Here is a 16001-nt window from a genome sequence, read left to right as displayed (position 1 = left end):
AAAAAATCGTTGATTGATATCCAATCTTGTGTTTTCGTTTTGTCGAAACGCCGGGCTAGGTTCATGGTGAAGGGCTAGCCGAGTTGAGAGGGGTGCCGATGGCTACCCGCTGCGTCGACCGCGAGCTTCTGAACGACTGGCACATCGTCGCCGACCGGGAATCGCTCTCCCAGGATAAGCCGTTTCCAACACGCCTGCTCGGCGTCGGCCTGATCGTCCGCGAGCGCGCGGGGAGCTTCGAGGTCATTCGCGACGATACAGACGTCGCGCTGAAATCGGCCGAGCGCTACGGCTTCATCTGGACCTGCCTCGGAACGCCGCGGCGCGACATCGTCTTCATTCCCGAGGCAAACGAAGCGGATCGTCATCTCGTCAGCGGCGGGTCCATCGCGGTCAAGGTTTCCGGCTTGCGAGCCGTCGAGAATTTCCTCGGCATGGGGCACTTCCCCTTCGTGCACACCGGCTGGCTGGGCGAGGAGCCGCACACCGAGGTGGCGCCCTACAATGTCGAGATCACCGCCGAGGACGAGGTGCTGGCGACGGAGTGCAAGTTCTACCAGCCGATCGCCTCRCCCACCGCCAGGGAAGGCTTCGTCGTCGATTACATCTACAAGGTGATCCGGCCCTACACGGTGGCGCTCTACAAGAGCAATCCGATCCAGAAGCACCGGCTCGACGTCATCACGCTCTTCGTGCAACCCGTCGATGAAGAGAACTGCATCGCGCATCCCTATCTCTGCTACCTCAAGGATGGCATGGAGGCGGCGACGGTGCGCAGCTTCATGCAATTGATCTTCGCGCAGGACAAGCCGATCCTGGAGAACCAGGTCCCGAAGCGACTGCCGCTCGATCCGCGTGCCGAAACGCCGATCCGCGCCGATGCCGTCTCGGTCTCCTACCGGCGCTGGCTGCGCGACCGCGCCGTCACCTACGGCGCCATACCGGCGCAGGTCTGATCACGATGTCCGCGGCATGCAAAGGAATGACGTTATGACCAAATGCAYGGATTCCGTGGTCCTCAATCTCTGGCATCCGGTGGGCGCAATCGCCGAGACTGTCCCCGGCGCCGTCCAGCAGACGGTGCTGCTCGAGGAGCGCCTCAGCTTTTCGGTCGGCGCGGATGGTGAACCGGTCGTCTGGCGCCCGCGGCCGGATCTGCGCCGCGCCGACCAGGTCGCGGCCGCCGACCGGCTGCCGGCCAAAAGCGCCTATGGTTATGTCTGGACCTCGCTGGGCTCGCCGCCGGCCGACCTCTTCCCGATCCCGGAATATGCCGAGYCAGACCGGCGCCGGCTCAATGCCGCGACCTTTGGCGTGAATGTCTCGGCGCCGCGCGCCATCGAGAATTTTCTCGACATGGGCCATTTCCCTTACGTGCATACCGACATCCTCGGCGCCGAACCGCACACCGAGGTCAAGGAATACGATGTCGAGATCTCGGTCGAGCGCGACGAGATTCTCGCCACGCGCTGCCGCTTCTTCCAGCCGATGGCTTCGACCGCCTCGGAGGGCGGCGCCGATGTCGACTATGTCTACCGCGTGCCGCATCCCTATTGCTCGGTGTTGTATAAATCGAGCCCGGTCTATGAGGCGCGGCGCGACGTGATCGCCATCTTCCTGCAGCCGGTCGACCAGGAGCATGTGCGCGCGCATATGCTGCTTTGCGTGCTCGACGAGAACAGCGAAGACAAGGTGATCAAGCGCTTTCAGCAGACCATCTTCGGCCAGGACAAGCCGATCCTGGAGAACCAGGTGCCGAAGCGTCTGCCGCTCGATCCGCGCGCCGAGACGCCGATCCGCGCCGACAAATCGGCGATCGCCTACCGGCGCTGGCTCAGCCAGAAAGGCGTGACCTACGGGGTCATTCCGGCCGCGGCCTGACCAGAACATTTTTGGAGACGACGAATGCTGGAAGCAGCCAGAAGCCAGTGGCATCCGATCGCCGCTGCCCATGACCTACCGTTCCGCCATGTGTTCCATGGCCAGTTGCTCGGCCGCGAGTTCGCGGTCTGGCGGGCCGATGACGGCTACGTCAACATATGGGAGAACCGTTGCCTGCATCGCGGCGTGAGGCTGTCGATCGGCATCAATGACGGCCGCGAGCTGAAGTGCCAATATCATGGCTGGCGCTATGCGAACCGCACGGCTGGCTGCACCTACATCCCCGCGCATCCGGCCGACGCGCCGGCCCGCACCATCACCAACCGTACCTATCCGGCGGTCGAGCGCTACGGCCTGATCTGGTCCTCGGAAGACGCCTTGGGCGAGGTGCCGGATGTCGCCGGTTTTGCCGAGCGCAAGCTGCTCGCCTTGCGCGGCATTCCGGTCAACGCGCCGGCCGACAAGGTTGCCGAGGCGCTGAAGAATTATCGCTTTCAGCCCGATGGGGCGATGGGCGGAGACGGCRCCGAAATCAGAGTTGAAGCGTCCCAGGGTTTCGCTGTTGCGCTGCGCTCGCGTGACGGCACYGCCGAGACGCTTGGCGTCTTTTTCGTCCAACCGGTCGACTCCAACCGTTCGGTCATTCGCGGCGTGCTCGACCGCGACGCCGAAGGGGCTGCCCGCATCGCCGTCCTGCGTCACCACAACGAACGGCTTTCAAAACTGCGTGACGAGGTCGAGCGCGAGGTGGCGGATGCACCCGCGCCAGCGCCGATCGAACCGGTCTATGAAAGGGTATCGGCCGAGCTTGCCGAAATGCCGGAACTGACCGCGCACGGTCGCAAGGCGGCGCTGCGCGTCACGGTGGCCAGGAAGTGGCAGGCCGCTGATGGCATCGCTGGCTTCGAACTGCGGCCGGTCAAGGGCATCCTGCCGACCTTCCAGCCCGGTGCGCATATCGACATTCACATGCCGAACGGCGAGATCCGCCAATATTCCATCACCAACGGGCCGGGTGAGACCGACAGCTTCGTCATCGGCGTCAAGCTGGAGCCGGACTCGAAGGGCGRCTCGAAATGCATGCACGAGACGGTGCGCGAAGGCGATGTGCTGGCGATCTCGGAACCGCGCAACAATTTTCCGCTGCGCCGCGACGCCATCAAGACGATCTTCGTCGCCGGCGGCATCGGCATCACGCCGCTGCTTGCCATGGCGCAGGCGCTGAAGAACCAGGAGCTGACGCACGAGCTGCATTATTTCGCGCAAGGTGAGCAGCATCTCGCCTTCGCTGATCGGCTGGCCGGGYTCGGCGACGCGCTGAAGCCGCATCTCGGCCTGTCGCCGGACGCGACCGGCGCCGAGCTGCGCCGTGTGCTGGCCGAATACCGGAACGGCATGCATCTCTACATCTGCGGTCCCGGCCCGATGCTCGAGGCGGCACGCGGGATCGCGGCCGAGCAGGGCTGGYCGGACGGCGCCGTACATTTCGAATATTTCAAGAACACCAACAAGATCGACGACAGCTCGAGCTTCGAGGTGGCGCTGGCAAGATCCTGCGTCACGCTGCAGGTGCCGGCCGGCAAGACGATCCTGCAGGTCATGCGCGAGAGCGGCATCGACGTGCCGTCGTCCTGCGAGCAGGGCGCCTGCGGCACCTGCGTCGCGACCGTGATCGAAGGCGAGCCCGATCACCAGGATGTCTATCTCAACGACGCCGAGCGCAAAGCTGGAACGAAGATCATGACCTGTGTCTCGCGCGCCAAATCCGCGCGTCTCGTGCTCGACATCTAGGAGCCGCCGATGATCACGCTTTACGACTACGAGCTGTCCGGCAATTGCTACAAACTGCGGCTGCTGATGAGCATCCTCGGCATCGACCACAAGACCGTGCCGGTCGACTTCTATCCTGGACGCGAGCACAAGTCGGAATGGTTCCTGAAGCTCAATCCACTGGGACAGCTGCCTGTGATCGACGATGACGGGCTGGTCCTGCGCGACGCCCAGGCGATCCTGGTCTACCTCGCATCGAAATACGATCCGTCCGGCACATGGTACCCCCGGGAGAACCCGGCCCTGCTCGGCGAGATCAGCCAGTGGCTGGCCTTTGCCGACGGCATCACCGGGACCGCCTCGGCCGCCCGCCTGCACGATGCGCTGTTCTATGATTTCGACATCGATGCCGCCCGCGCCGGCGCGCATCGGCTGTTCCGCATTCTCGACGAGCACCTCTGGTTCGTCGAGCAGGAGGGCCGTCAATGGATCTGCTCGGCCTCGCAGCCGACGATCGCCGACATTGCCTGCTTCCCCTACATCATGCTGTCCGAGGAAGGCGGTATTTCGCGCCAGGATTATCCGGCGATCCGCCGCTGGTGCGATCGCGTGAAGCGCATCAAGGGTTTCATCGTCATGTCGGGCGTGTTTCCGGCCGGGCCCGCCAGAGCCGCGGCATAAGTTTCAGTCACGGGCCGGCATTCGCTCAAGCCAGTCAAATCGCGAGAGGGAAAATGAAAACTGCCGCCGTTGCCGTCGCCGCCTGAAGCGAAGACGGGGAAGAGCGCTGCGCGCCGTTCATCGAAAACGGCCGGGTGATAGGCACCGTCATGGATGGCCCGCGGGCGGTCGATGGTCCAATTTGCAGGATTGATACCGGCCTGACGCCCCCGGGGGCGGATACCTCATATCGGCAGTTGGTTCGATCTCTTGATCTGCGAGAGCGCAAAGCTCGATTCGATCGATGCGACGCCGTCAAGGCGGGTCAACTTTTCCTTCAGGAAGCGATCATAGGCATGCAGGTCGCGCACCACGATGCGCAGCAGATAATCGCGCTGTCCGGTCATCAGATAGCAGTCGACGACTTCCGGCCAGCGGGAAATGGCGGCGTTGAAGCGTTCCAGCTCCTCCTCTCGCTGGCGTTCCAGCTTGATCGAGGCGAAGACAGAAATCGGCAGGTCGACCTGATCCTGGTCGATGACCGCGGTGTATCATCTTGCCGTCAAGGCATGGTCTTTCGCGGTTTGCGGGCTCTGAGCAAGGCGGCAGGGGCCGGTGCGCGCCAGACGACCTGATAGGCCTCCACCACGTTGCTGGCAGTGACGCCAAGTCCAGGCAGGGCGATCCAGGGTGGCGGTTGCCGCTCGAGAAGACCGAGGATCGTCGCGATGCCAACCGCGACGCCCTGGTCGTATGRCAGCTGCGCGGCGATGCCCTTGATCAGGCCACCGGCARCCAGGTCCGCCGCCACGTCATTGCCAAGGTCGACGGTGGTGATCGGGATCGTCTTTCCCGCATCGCGGATCGCGGCGATGGCGCCGGCCGCCGGCACGTCCCACACAGCGAACAGGCCGGCCAGATCGGGATTTCCCTGCAGCAGGCCGGCGGTCGCGGCCTTGGCCTGCGTCACATCGGCGAACTTGCCGCGCACCAGGGACAGATCCGGCCGATGGCTGGCCATCCATTTGCGGAAAGCGATCTCGCGCTCATGCGTGGCAAAGAAGTCCACCCCATAGGCAAGAACRCCAATCGTGCCGCCCGGGGCCACGTGCTCTGYGAGCAGCTCCGCTCCAATCTGTCCGAGGCCGAAATTGTCGGTGGAAATGACGCTGACGTAATCCTTGCCCGGCAGCATGCCGGTCGGCGCATTGTCGAGCAGCAGAAGCTTCTTTCCCGCCGCCGCTATCGCGCGATGGGCATCGGCAGCCCTGGCGCTGCCGATCGGAATGGAAATGACGGCGTCCACCGGTTCGGTGGCGAGCCGTTGCAGTTCGGCGACCTGCCTGTCGACATCGAAGGCGCAGTCGATGACCTCGACGACCGCCGCGCCGTAGCGGCCAAGAGTGGCGACAATGCCGGCGAGTTCCTCCTTGGCCCAGTCGCTCACCGTGGTGTGAAGAACGACGGCCACTGAAAAGTTGCGTTTGCGCGCGGCATCGGCGTCGGCACCCGACAGCCCGACCTGATCGGCGGGAACCGCTCGTTCGCCATGCGGCCCTAGCCCGGTGATCGCCATTCCTCAATCCTCCCCAGGCGCCAGCGGCGCACCATCGCAGGTCCTACGCAAGCGAGCCGCCCGGCGGGCGCGGCTTGGCCGGCCGGGTAACGATGTCGAGCGCGGCGCGTGCGAGAAAATCCTTGAATTCCGGGTGCTCGCGCGGCGAGCCGAGCGTGATCCAGCCCTGCAGGAACCTCGGATCGAACAGCGCCTCGGCCACCACCTGCGCGGCTCCCACCAGCCCGGCCGAGCCGCCCATTTGCGAGCGCACGATCCTGAGGTCGCGTGTCACCACGGGATGCGACTGGCGATAGACCGCCTCGCGCACGGCCGCCAGCAGGATGTCCCCGGTCTCGGCAACCGCGCCGCCAAGCACGATCAGCGAGGGGTTCAACAGATTGRCCAGCGGCGCCAGCACTTCGCCGACGGCGCGGCCGCAGCGGCCGAGCAGGTCTATGCAGAAAGGATCGCCCAGCTGCGCGCCGTGGCCGGTATCGGTTACCGTGACTTCGCCGGTGCGTGCCAGGACACCGGCCAAATAGGGGCTGCGGCCGCTGTCGGCCGCCTGACGGGCCTCGCGCGTCAGCGCCTCGCTGCCGGCGATCGTTTCGAGATTTCCACCCTCCACGAAAGTGTGGCCGATCATGCCGGCGGCGCCCTGCGCGCCACGGTGCAGCGTGCCTTCTGATATGACGCCCGCGCTGATGGAGCGTCCGAGCTTGACGAAGATCATGTCCGCCAGGCCGATGCCGCTTCCCGATTTCAACTCGCCCATCGTCATCGTCTGAACGCCGCTTCGCACCCAGACAGGCGCGCCGACAAGCGTGGCCAATTGTTCGACAAAAGGAAATCCATCCCAGTTCTGGAACGCGGTCAGCGYCGGCGCGAACAGGCGCTGGCCGTYGGGCTTCTCGACGGCTCCGGGCACTGCGAGGCCGATGCCCCAGATGCCTCCTTCGCTGCCATGTTCCTCCAGCATCCAGGCAAACAGCGTCRCCAGCCGCTGCACCACGGGCTCGGGTCCCGCCGCCAGCTCGAYGGCCTCGTGATGTTCGGCCAGCAAGCGTCCGGTCAGATCCGAGACGCCGACCGCGAGCGAGGAATGATCTAGCACGGCGGCAAGGATGATGCCCATGCGCGGGCGGAAGCGGACATGACGGGGCGCGCGCCCGCCGACGGCGAGGCCCAGTTCGCCCTCCTCGATCAGCCCCAGCTTGAGAAGGGTGGCGAGGCGGTCGGTGACGACGGCCCGCCCCATTTCCGATTGTATTTCCAGTTCCTGGCGGGTCGTCGCCACCCCGCTTCGCACGAGGTTGAGCAGCAGGGCCAGGCTGCCATGCGCGGATTCACTGGCGCGCGGCCGGCCGGCGGCCCGGCGTGGCGCGGCTGACTGTTCATCGCTTGAGATGCTGCGTTCGTCCATGTCCTTGCCGCGCCTCACCTGCCGCGGTGCCGCCCCGTCGGCCGTGGCCACTTCGCCATGGGTAACGTGACCCCATTTACGGATCAAGTAGGAACTTATGTCGTTTATCAACAAAAGTAAGCCGACTTTTGCATTTTAATAWTTGACGAACGCCGAAAGGAGCGCATAAGTATTGCTGGAGGCTCGGAGGAGGGCCCAGGTGGACGGGCTTGGAAGGCGATGGGCACCATCAGGCGGYGTCCGAATTTTCCTCCGGCCAACAACATCGCGCCGCCCTTTGCTGGTCGCGGCCGTATGGGAGGATACGAGATGCCGGTCAAACTGGCCTATCATGCCAATTGCTGGGGTCCGCTTGGCGGCAATGCCGTCGGCGTCACCTCGATCACCCAGCTCACCTACCGCACTTTCGGTGATATGGAGCAGGCGATCCGCGATATCGGCGCGGCCGGCTATGTCGGGACGGAGCTCTTCGACGGCAATCTCCTCGACTATGCGGGACGCATTGGTGACTTGCGTGCCGTCCTGAACCAGTCGGGCGTCGCGCTCGTTGCGGGCTATTCAGGCGCCAATTTCATCTTCGACGATATCCTCGGCGAGGAACTGGCCCGCATCGAGCGCGCCGCGGCGGTCGCAGCCGAACTTGGGGCCGAGCATCTGGTGGTCGGCGGCGGCGCCAAGCGCGCCAATGGCCGGCAGGCCGACGATTTCAAGCGCCTCGGCGCGTCGCTCGACAAGGTCATCGACATCGGGGCCAAGGCGGGCTTGCGGGCGCACTACCACCCGCATCTGTCGACCATTGTGGAAGGCCCCGAAGACGTGCGCGAGATCTTCAGGCACACGGCGATCGACTTCTGCCCGGACACCGCGCACCTGGCGGCCGCCGGCGGCGATCCGGCCGCGCAGATCCGCGAATTCAAGGACCGCATCAGCTACGTGCATCTGAAAGGCTGGCAGCGCGACCCCTTCGCCTTCACGCCGCTCGATCGCGGCGACCTCGACATGGCGCCGATCGTCGAGGCGCTCAAGGACATCGGCTTTTCCGGCTGGATCACCACCGAACTCGATGCCTGGGCGGATCCCAGGCAAGGAGCAGCACTGAGCATGAACTACCTCAACAAGGCCATGGGGCCACATTAAGCAACCGGGCTTCGCGCCCGTCATCAGGGAGGAACCTAATGACACGTTTCAGGACAATGACCGCGGTCTTCACGACGGCGCTGCTGGCAACCAGTCTCTATGCCGCCGCGCCAGCCTCCGCCGACCCGGATTCGGCGCTGGCGGAACTRCAAAAGACGGTGCTTTCGAGGGGCCCGAACGGCGAGRCGCCGGCCTCGGCAGCCTCCGTCACGCTGACGGACGAGGAACTGGCAAAGATCAAGGACATGAAGGCCACCGCCGCGATCGTCATGCACTATGGCGGCAATGACTGGTCGAGGGCGCAGATCGCCGGCCTCAAGGACCAGTTCGGGAAGATGGGCATCGAGGTGATCGCCACCACCGATGCCGGCTTCAAGCCGGAAAAGCAGGTCGCCGACCTCGAGACGGTGATGGCGCAGAACCCGAAGATCATCGTGTCGATCCCGACCGATCCGTCGGCCACGGCATCGGCCTACAAGGCTGCCGCCGACAAGGGCGCCAAGCTGGTGTTCATGGACAATGTTCCGGCGGGCTTCGCCGCCGGCAAGGACTACGTCTCCGTGGTCTCTGCCGACAATTACGGCAACGGCGTCGCGGCCGCGCATCTGATGGCCAAGGCGCTGGGCGGCAAGGGCGAGATCGGCCTCGTCTTCCACGCCGCCGATTTCTTCGTCACCAGGCAGCGCTATGACGGCTTCAAGAAGACGATCGCCGACAACTATCCCGACATCAAGATCGTCGCCGAGCAAGGCATTGGCGGGCCGGACTTCACCGGCGACGCCGAGAAGGCGGCGTCCGCCATCCTCACCTCGCACCCGACCATCAACGGCATCTGGGCGGTGTGGGACGTGCCGGCCGAAGGCGTGATCTCGGCGGCGCGCACCGCCGGCCGCGACGATCTCGTCATCACCACCTGCGATCTCGGCGAGAACGTCGCCATCAACATAGCAAGCGGCGGCTTCGTGAAGGGGCTGGGCGCCCAACGTCCGTTCGACCAGGGCGTCACCGAAGCCAAGCTCGCCGGCTATGGCCTGCTCGGCAAGGAAGCGCCGGCCTTCGTCGCCCTGCCGGCGCTGCCGGTCACCAAGGACACGCTGCTGGAAGGCTGGAAGGCCGTCTATCACGCCGAGGCCACCGACAAGATCAAGGGCAGCATGTAGCGGCCCCGCGGCCGGCGCGCTCCCCCGCCGGCCACTCCTTCTCAGCTCAATCTGGAGGCTATCATGACCCGAACGCTCAACGTGGCGATGATCGGCGGCGGTTTCATGGGCAAGGCCCATGCCATGGCCTATGCGGCAATGCCGATGTTCTTCTGGCCGGCGCCCGCCATTCCCGTGCGCAAGGTCGTGGTCGACGTCACCGAGGCCTTGGCCGACGAAGGCCGCCGCCGCTACGGTTTCGAAGAATCGTCCGCCGACTGGCGCGCGGTGGTGAAGCGGCCGGACATCGACGTTGTCGACATCGTCACGCCGAACGACAGCCATGYCGCGATCGCCATCGCCGCGGCGGAAGCCGGCAAGCACATCATCTGCGAAAAGCCGCTGGCGCGCGGCGGCGACGAGGCGAAGACCATGCTCGACGCGGTGAAGAAGGCGGGTATCATCCACATGGTCGCCTTCAACTACCGGCGCACCCCGGCGGTGGCGCTGGCCCGCCAATACATAGAGGAGGGCCGCATCGGCAAGATTCTCAACTTCCGCGGCACCTATCTCCAGGACTGGTCGGCGGATCCCGATTCCCCGCTCTCCTGGCGCTTCCAGAAGAAGATCGCCGGCTCCGGCTCGATCGGCGACATCGGCACGCATGTCGTCGATCTTGCCCGCTACCTCGTTGGCGAGATCGCCGAGGTCAGCGCGCTGGTGCGCACCTACAACAAGACGCGCCCGGTTCAGAGCGGAAATCTCGACAGGCTCGGCGCCGCCGAACGGAACACCGGCGCGCAACGGGCCGAAGTCGATGTCGACGATGAGGTGGTGACGCTRCTCAAATTCGCCGACGGAGCCATCGGCTCGCTCGAGGCGACCCGCAATGCCTATGGCCGCAACAATTTCATCACTTTCGAGATCCACGGCACCAAGGGCTCCATTGCCTTCAACTACGAACGGCGCGACGAATTGCAGGTCATGTTCGCCGATGATCCTGCCGACGCCCGTGGGTTCAGGACCGTCTATTCCGGTCCGGCGCATCCCTATGGTTCGGGCCTGTGGCCGATACCGGCACTTGGCATCGGCTATTCCGAGACCAAGATCGTCGAGTGCTTCGACTTCTTCTCCGCCATCGCGTCCGGCAAGCAGCCGTCGCCGAACTTCGAGGACGGCTACAAGACGGAGCGGGTCGCCGACGCGTTGATCGAATCCGGCGAGAGCGGCCATTGGGTCAAGGTCCGGCCATGATCGACGGGWCGCCCGTTCATGCGGTGGAGATGAAGGGCGTCAGCAAATCCTTCGGCGGCGTCAAGGCGCTGGTCGATGTCGACCTGCAGGTGGAGAAGGGCGAGATCCATGCCCTGCTCGGCGGCAACGGCGCCGGCAAGTCGACCATCCTCAAAGTGCTGAACGGCGTGCATGCGCCCGACAGCGGCACCATCCTTGTCGACGGCAAGCCGCTGAGCGAGATTTCGCCTGAGGCTTCGCGCCGGGCGGGCATCGCCATGATCTTCCAGGAGATGAGCCTGATCCCGACATTGACCGTGGCGCAGAACGTGTTTCTCACCCGCGAAGCCAAGGGCGCGTTCGGCCTAATCGACGACCGCGCCGCCGAGAGGCGCGCCCGGGATCTGTTCGCCATGCTCGAGGTCGAGGTCGATCCGAAGGCGATTGTCGGCGATCTCGGCGCCGGCCAGCGGCAATTGACCGGGATCGTCAAGGCGATCTCGCAGAACGCCAGGGTGCTGGTGCTGGACGAGCCGTCGACGGCGCTGGCCGTGTCCGATGTCGAGCGGCTGTTCGCCTTCCTGCGCAAGCTGAGGTCGGATGGCGTGGCCATCATCTATGTCTCGCACCGCATGGATGAGATCGCTCGCATCGCCGACCGCGCCACCATCCTGCGCGACGGCCGCCATGTCGTCACCGCGCCGCTGTCGGACCTGCCGGTCGAAACGATGATCGAACACATTGTCGGCAAACGCTCACGCGGCCTGTCGGATGTGGCGCGCGGCGGATCGCGCATCGGAAAACCGTTGCTGGAGTTCGACAACGTGTCGGGCGTGACGAAGCCGAAGAATGCCAGTTTCGTCGTCCGCGGCGGCGAGGTGGTGGGCCTTGCCGGACTGCTCGGCTCCGGCCGCTCCGCGATCGCGCGCGTCATTGCCGGCATCGAGCCGATCGTCGAAGGCGAAATGCGCATCGCTGGCAAGCCGGTGGCGATCACGAGGCCAAGCGACGCCATCGAGGCCGGCATCGCGCTGGTGCCCGAGGACAGGTTGCGGCAAGGCGTCATTGCCGAGCATTCGGTCGCCTCCAACATCGCGCTTGCCTCGCTCGACCGGCTGAGCCGCAATGGTTTCATGTCGAACAGCAAGATGCGCGAGCAATCCGACAGCCAGATCGGAAGGCTGCGGATCAAGACCGCTTCGCGCGACGCTGCGGTGCGCACGCTGTCGGGCGGCAATCAGCAGAAGGTCGTCATCGGCAAATGGCTTTCGACCGAGCCGGATATTCTTGTCCTCGATGAGCCGACCTCCGGCATCGACATCGGCTCGAAGTCGGAAATCATCATGCTGGTGCGCGWGCTCGCCAAGAGCGGCAAGGCCATCATCATGATCTCGTCCGAGCTGTCCGAGATGYTGACCGCTTGCGACCGCATACTCGTCATCGCGGACGGCCGCGTCATGGACGACATAGACCGCGGCGATCTCGACGATCTGTCGGCGCCGGAGGACGATCCGGTCGCTCGGTTGCAGGCGGYGGAGCGCAAGCTGCAGATCGTCATCCAGAAAGCGCTGAGCAAGAGTGAGGGRGGAACACATGTCCACTGACCGGGACACCGCCCCCTCGCTCCTCGCAAGACTCGGTCTCGCCAACTGGCGGCAGAACATCATCTATATCGGCTTCGTCGTGATCTTCATCGTGTTCGCGATCACGCTGTTCGACAAGGGCTTCCTCAACCCCAACAACCTGCTCAACATCGTGCGCCAGACGGCGATGATCGCGGTCATGGCTATCGCCATGACCTACGTGCTGTCGGCGGGAGAGATCGACCTGTCCGTCGRGGCGGTGGCGGGGCTGGCTTCGGTGACCACGGCCATGGCGATCGACGCCGGTGGGCCGGTTACCGGCATCGTTGCAGGCCTCGCCACCGGCGCCGTCGTCGGTACCTTCAACGGGCTCCTGACGACGCGCATCRGCATTCCGTCCTTCCTCACCACGCTGGCCATGATGGGGATCGCCACCGGCACCGCGATGTGGATGAGCGATACGGCCGCGGTGCCGATCATCTCGAAGAGCTATTCGTGGATTTTTGGCGGTGGCAATATCGGGCCGGCGCCCGTCCTGCTGATCTGGATGCTGGTGCTGGGCGCCGTCGGTCATGTCGTGCTGAGGCGAAGCAGCTTCGGCCGGCGCGTGCTGGCCACCGGCGGCGGCGAGGTCGCGGCGCGCTATTCCGGCATCGACACCAAGTCGATCAAGTTTCGCGTCCTCATCATCTCGGCCATGGCGGCGGCTCTTGCCGGCATGCTCTATGCCGGGYGGCTGCAATCCGGCCGCTTCCAGCTCGGCCAGGGCGACGAGCTGTCGGTCATCGCGGCGGCGGTGCTTGGCGGCACCAGCCTGTTCGGCGGGTCCGGCACGGTGATCGGAACCATTGTCGGCGCGTTGATGATCGGGCTTATCAACAACGGCTTGATCCTGATKGGCCTGGAGTTCAGCCAGCAGCTGATCGCGCGCGGCGCCATCATCATCCTCGCCGTCGCGCTCAGCCAGGGACGGAAATGACATGGTGGTTCCCTACACGGTGGTCGGCACCATCGTCGCCAAGCCGGAGACCCGCGAGGAACTGCAGGCGATCCTGTCGGGCTTCGTCGAGCCGACGCGGGCCGAGGTGGGCTGCATCAACTACGATTTCCATGTCGATGCGRCCGACCCTTGCGTGTTCATGTTCTATGAGAACTGGCGCTCGAAGGACGATCTCGACCGGCATTTGGYAATGCCGCATCTGAAGCCGCTGTTCGGCCGCCTCGATGATCTGGTCGCACGTCCGGTCGACGTCCGTCGTTTCGTGATGTTGAGCCCGATGGCGACGTGAAGCCACGAGCATCATCTCGCGCCTGCATCCAGCCATTTTCACCGTCGCCATCGGGGCAGACATCACATCAAGATGAAGCCGTGGACTTGGACTCGCTTGCGTTCGCGAGGTTCACGCTGGCTTCGAAACCGGACTGCTTCCCTGGCCTAGGCGATTTGAGGGTGAGCGGGCTGCCTATCCGATCAGCAATCGTCGAAACGATCGACAGCCCGATTCCGCTGCCGCGGGCCGAAGTTCCGCCCCGCTCGAAACGCCAGTTTCGCCATTATCTCGGGCGGCACAACGGGTCCTTCGTTTGACACCGTCAGCAGCCCATCCGAGTCGAGGGTCACTGCCACAGGCGACGAGGCCTTGCCATAACGCAGCGCGTTGTCGATGAGGTTGYGGCACAGGATCCCGGCGGCATCGGGATCGACATCGGACATCACGGGAGTTGCCGACAGGCTAAGGATGATGCTCTCATATCGAACTGGCGCGGGAGGGCGCGAAAGAGAGCATCTTCATCGCGCCGGGCAGTGTGTTTTGCGTCGACAAGACACACCCGCTCGCGAAAGGAATACGCATCAACGTCTCAAGGGCGGACGACGCGCGCTTCTACGATTTCCTATTGCGCAAACTGACCTAGCGGAGAGTTGGCTCGGCGGCTTCWAGCAGTCCGGCTTCGGTCGCGACAAGTCGCTTCACGCCATCGAGAAGTACACCGACCTCAAGACGGCCTGGATCAGTCTCGGCTAACCTTCAAGAGGTGCCCAGGATGAAATCGGCGCAGCGGTCGCCGATCATGATCGCCGGCGCGTTGGTGTTGCCGCTGGTGAGGCGCGGCATGATCGAGGCGTCGGCGATACGCAGGCGTGGCACGCCGCGCACGCGAAGCCGCGGATCGACCACTGCCTGTTGGTCCGTTCCCATCCGGCAGGTGCCGCAGGGATGGTAGACGGTCTTGGCGTGGCGGATGATGTGGTCGATTACCGCCTCGTCGCCGAGGTTGTCCGCCTTGCCCGGCGCAAGCTCCTCGGAGACTACTTCGCGCAGTGCCGGCTGACGCACGATGGCGCGGGCAATCTTCATCCCTGCCAGCAACAGCGCAAGATCGTCGGCATGGGACAGGAAGCCGGTGGTGAAGCGGATCGGGTCGCCTGGCTTTCGCGAGCGCAGCCGCACCGAGCCGCGCGACTTCGGCCGCAGCACGCACGGGTTCAGTTCCATGCCGTGGCGTTCGACCGAGCCGTGCTCGGCGTTTTCGATCATCACCGGCAACACGTGGAACTGGACGTCGGGTCGGCCATCGCCATCGGTGTCGAAGAAGCCGCCGCTCTCGACCACGTTGGAGGCGAGCAGGCCGCGCCGGAACATGAGATATTCGATGCCATGCCGCAGCGCCTTGAAGCCGCGATCCTCGCCGAGCAGGGAGACCGGCTTGCGCGTCAGCGCGTAGAGCGGGGCGGCGACATGATCCTGCAGGTCCTGGCCGACCGCCGGCATGTCGCGGACGACGGGAATGTCCATCTCCGCCAGATGCGCGGCCGGGCCGAGACCGGACAGCATCATCAGTTTCGGCGTCGCCAGCGCGCCGGCGGCAAGGATCACTTCGTCCTTCGCCGAGGCGGTATGGTTATAGCCGTCCGGCGTTTGATAGGCGAGGCCGGTCGCGGCGCCATTCTCCAGCGTCAGCGCCGTCACCAGTGCATCGGTGACGACCGTGAGATTGGCATTGCCGGCGAGCGGCCTCAAGAACACCTTGGCCGCCGACTGCCTTTCGCCGTCTGCGGTCGTGGTCTGGTAGAAGCCGACGCCCTCCTGCAGCTCGCCGTTGAAGTCGTCATTGAAGCGGTAGCCGGCTTGCTGGGCGGCGCGCACATAGGCGAGGGACAGCGGATGCCGGTAGCGCGGATCGGAGACTGGCAACGGTCCTTCGGAGCCGTGCAACTCGCCGGCAAGCCGCTCGTTGCGCTCCAGCCTCCTGTACACCGGCAACACCTCGTCCCAGCCCCAGCCCGGGCAGCCGAGATCGCGCCAGCCGTCATAGTCCTCCGGCTGACCCCTTATGTAGAGCATGGCGTTGATCGAAGAGCCGCCGCCGAGCGTGCGCCCTTGCGGGATCGGCAGCGAGCGGCCGCCGACRCTTGGCTCCGGCTCCGACTGGTAGATCCAGCTGCGCGCCGTGCCGATCACCTTGGCGAAGGTGGCCGGCATATCGATGAAGCGCGTGTTGTCCGCGGGGCCAGCCTCGACGACGAGCACGCGCTTGCCGGCCTGGACCAGCCGGCTTGCCAGCGTGCAGCCCGCCGAGCCCGCGCCGGCGACGATGTAATCGTAGATGTCCGTCAT

The 16001-nt window shown here is 64.9% G+C and carries 14 protein-coding genes and 1 pseudogene; 10 read left to right on the top strand and 5 right to left on the bottom strand.

What is annotated here, in order from left to right:
• The first annotated feature begins 98 nt into the window (after nt 1-98).
• Genes LCM4576_RS04110 through LCM4576_RS04095 form a run of 4 tightly spaced genes read left to right on the top strand, consistent with a single transcriptional unit; the run spans nt 99 to nt 4332 of the window.
• Nucleotides 99-956 (top strand): aromatic ring-hydroxylating dioxygenase subunit alpha, encoded by an 858-nt coding sequence (locus LCM4576_RS04110; RefSeq protein ID WP_071030659.1) that lies wholly within the window; start codon nt 99-101, stop codon nt 954-956.
• A gap of 34 nt (nt 957-990) precedes the next feature.
• Entirely contained in the window at nt 991-1881 is an 891-nt protein-coding gene (locus LCM4576_RS04105; RefSeq protein WP_244510624.1) for an aromatic ring-hydroxylating dioxygenase subunit alpha, read from the top strand.
• A gap of 24 nt (nt 1882-1905) precedes the next feature.
• Complete coding sequence (locus LCM4576_RS04100) at nt 1906-3672, top strand: Rieske 2Fe-2S domain-containing protein (RefSeq protein ID WP_071030657.1); 1767 nt, start codon at nt 1906-1908, stop codon at nt 3670-3672.
• A gap of 9 nt (nt 3673-3681) precedes the next feature.
• Complete coding sequence (locus LCM4576_RS04095) at nt 3682-4332, top strand: glutathione S-transferase family protein (RefSeq protein ID WP_071030656.1); 651 nt, start codon at nt 3682-3684, stop codon at nt 4330-4332.
• A 224-nt stretch (nt 4333-4556) separates the two neighbouring features.
• Here the strand turns inward: LCM4576_RS04095 and LCM4576_RS04090 are convergent.
• The 3 genes and pseudogenes from LCM4576_RS04090 to LCM4576_RS04080 form a co-directional block, all read right to left on the bottom strand.
• Nucleotides 4557-4862, bottom strand: a pseudogene (locus LCM4576_RS04090) (Lrp/AsnC family transcriptional regulator); the annotation flags it as partial.
• An 11-nt stretch (nt 4863-4873) separates the two neighbouring features.
• Nucleotides 4874-5887 (bottom strand): substrate-binding domain-containing protein, encoded by a 1014-nt coding sequence (locus LCM4576_RS04085; protein ID WP_071030655.1) that lies wholly within the window; start codon nt 5885-5887, stop codon nt 4874-4876.
• 43 nt (nt 5888-5930) lie between these two features.
• Nucleotides 5931-7379, bottom strand: a complete 1449-nt coding sequence (locus LCM4576_RS04080; protein WP_198540203.1) for an ROK family protein — start codon at nt 7377-7379, stop codon at nt 5931-5933.
• A gap of 222 nt (nt 7380-7601) precedes the next feature.
• Between LCM4576_RS04080 and LCM4576_RS04075 the strand changes: the two genes are divergently transcribed.
• The 6 genes from LCM4576_RS04075 (at nt 7602) to LCM4576_RS04050 (ending at nt 13673) form a co-directional block, all read left to right on the top strand.
• Nucleotides 7602-8429 (top strand): sugar phosphate isomerase/epimerase, encoded by an 828-nt coding sequence (locus LCM4576_RS04075; protein WP_071030781.1) that lies wholly within the window; start codon nt 7602-7604, stop codon nt 8427-8429.
• 56 nt (nt 8430-8485) lie between these two features.
• On the top strand, nt 8486-9589 hold the full coding sequence (locus tag LCM4576_RS04070; protein ID WP_244510634.1) for a substrate-binding domain-containing protein: 1104 nt from the start codon (nt 8486-8488) through the stop codon (nt 9587-9589).
• Between the two features lie 63 nt (nt 9590-9652).
• Nucleotides 9653-10822, top strand: coding sequence for a Gfo/Idh/MocA family protein (locus tag LCM4576_RS04065; protein WP_071030653.1), 1170 nt, complete (start codon nt 9653-9655; stop codon nt 10820-10822).
• Nucleotides 10819-12405 (top strand): sugar ABC transporter ATP-binding protein, encoded by a 1587-nt coding sequence (locus LCM4576_RS04060; RefSeq protein WP_071030652.1) that lies wholly within the window; start codon nt 10819-10821, stop codon nt 12403-12405. The genes LCM4576_RS04065 and LCM4576_RS04060 overlap by 4 nt, the downstream gene beginning before the upstream one ends.
• Nucleotides 12395-13363, top strand: coding sequence for an ABC transporter permease (locus tag LCM4576_RS04055; protein WP_071030651.1), 969 nt, complete (start codon nt 12395-12397; stop codon nt 13361-13363). The genes LCM4576_RS04060 and LCM4576_RS04055 overlap by 11 nt, the downstream gene beginning before the upstream one ends.
• Before the next feature lies 1 nt (nt 13364).
• Nucleotides 13365-13673: a putative quinol monooxygenase gene (locus LCM4576_RS04050; protein ID WP_071030650.1), complete on the top strand. Its 309-nt coding sequence runs from the start codon at nt 13365-13367 to the stop codon at nt 13671-13673.
• Nucleotides 13674-13855: 182 nt separating this feature from the next.
• Here the strand turns inward: LCM4576_RS04050 and LCM4576_RS04045 are convergent, their stop codons facing one another.
• The gene (locus tag LCM4576_RS04045; RefSeq protein WP_071030649.1) at nt 13856-14098 is read right to left on the bottom strand and encodes an ATP-binding protein; all 243 of its coding nucleotides are present in this window, start codon (nt 14096-14098) and stop codon (nt 13856-13858) included.
• 313 nt (nt 14099-14411) lie between these two features.
• Nucleotides 14412-16001 carry a GMC family oxidoreductase gene (locus tag LCM4576_RS04040; protein WP_071030648.1) on the bottom strand — a complete coding sequence of 530 codons (1590 nt, stop codon included), beginning with the start codon at nt 15999-16001 and terminating at the stop codon, nt 14412-14414.

It is taken from the genome of Mesorhizobium sp. LCM 4576 (assembly GCF_001854815.1).
GTDB lineage: Bacteria > Pseudomonadota > Alphaproteobacteria > Rhizobiales > Rhizobiaceae > Mesorhizobium > Mesorhizobium plurifarium.
The sequence above is the reverse complement of the archived record's forward strand: the minus strand, read 5'-3'. Positions and strand labels throughout refer to the sequence as shown.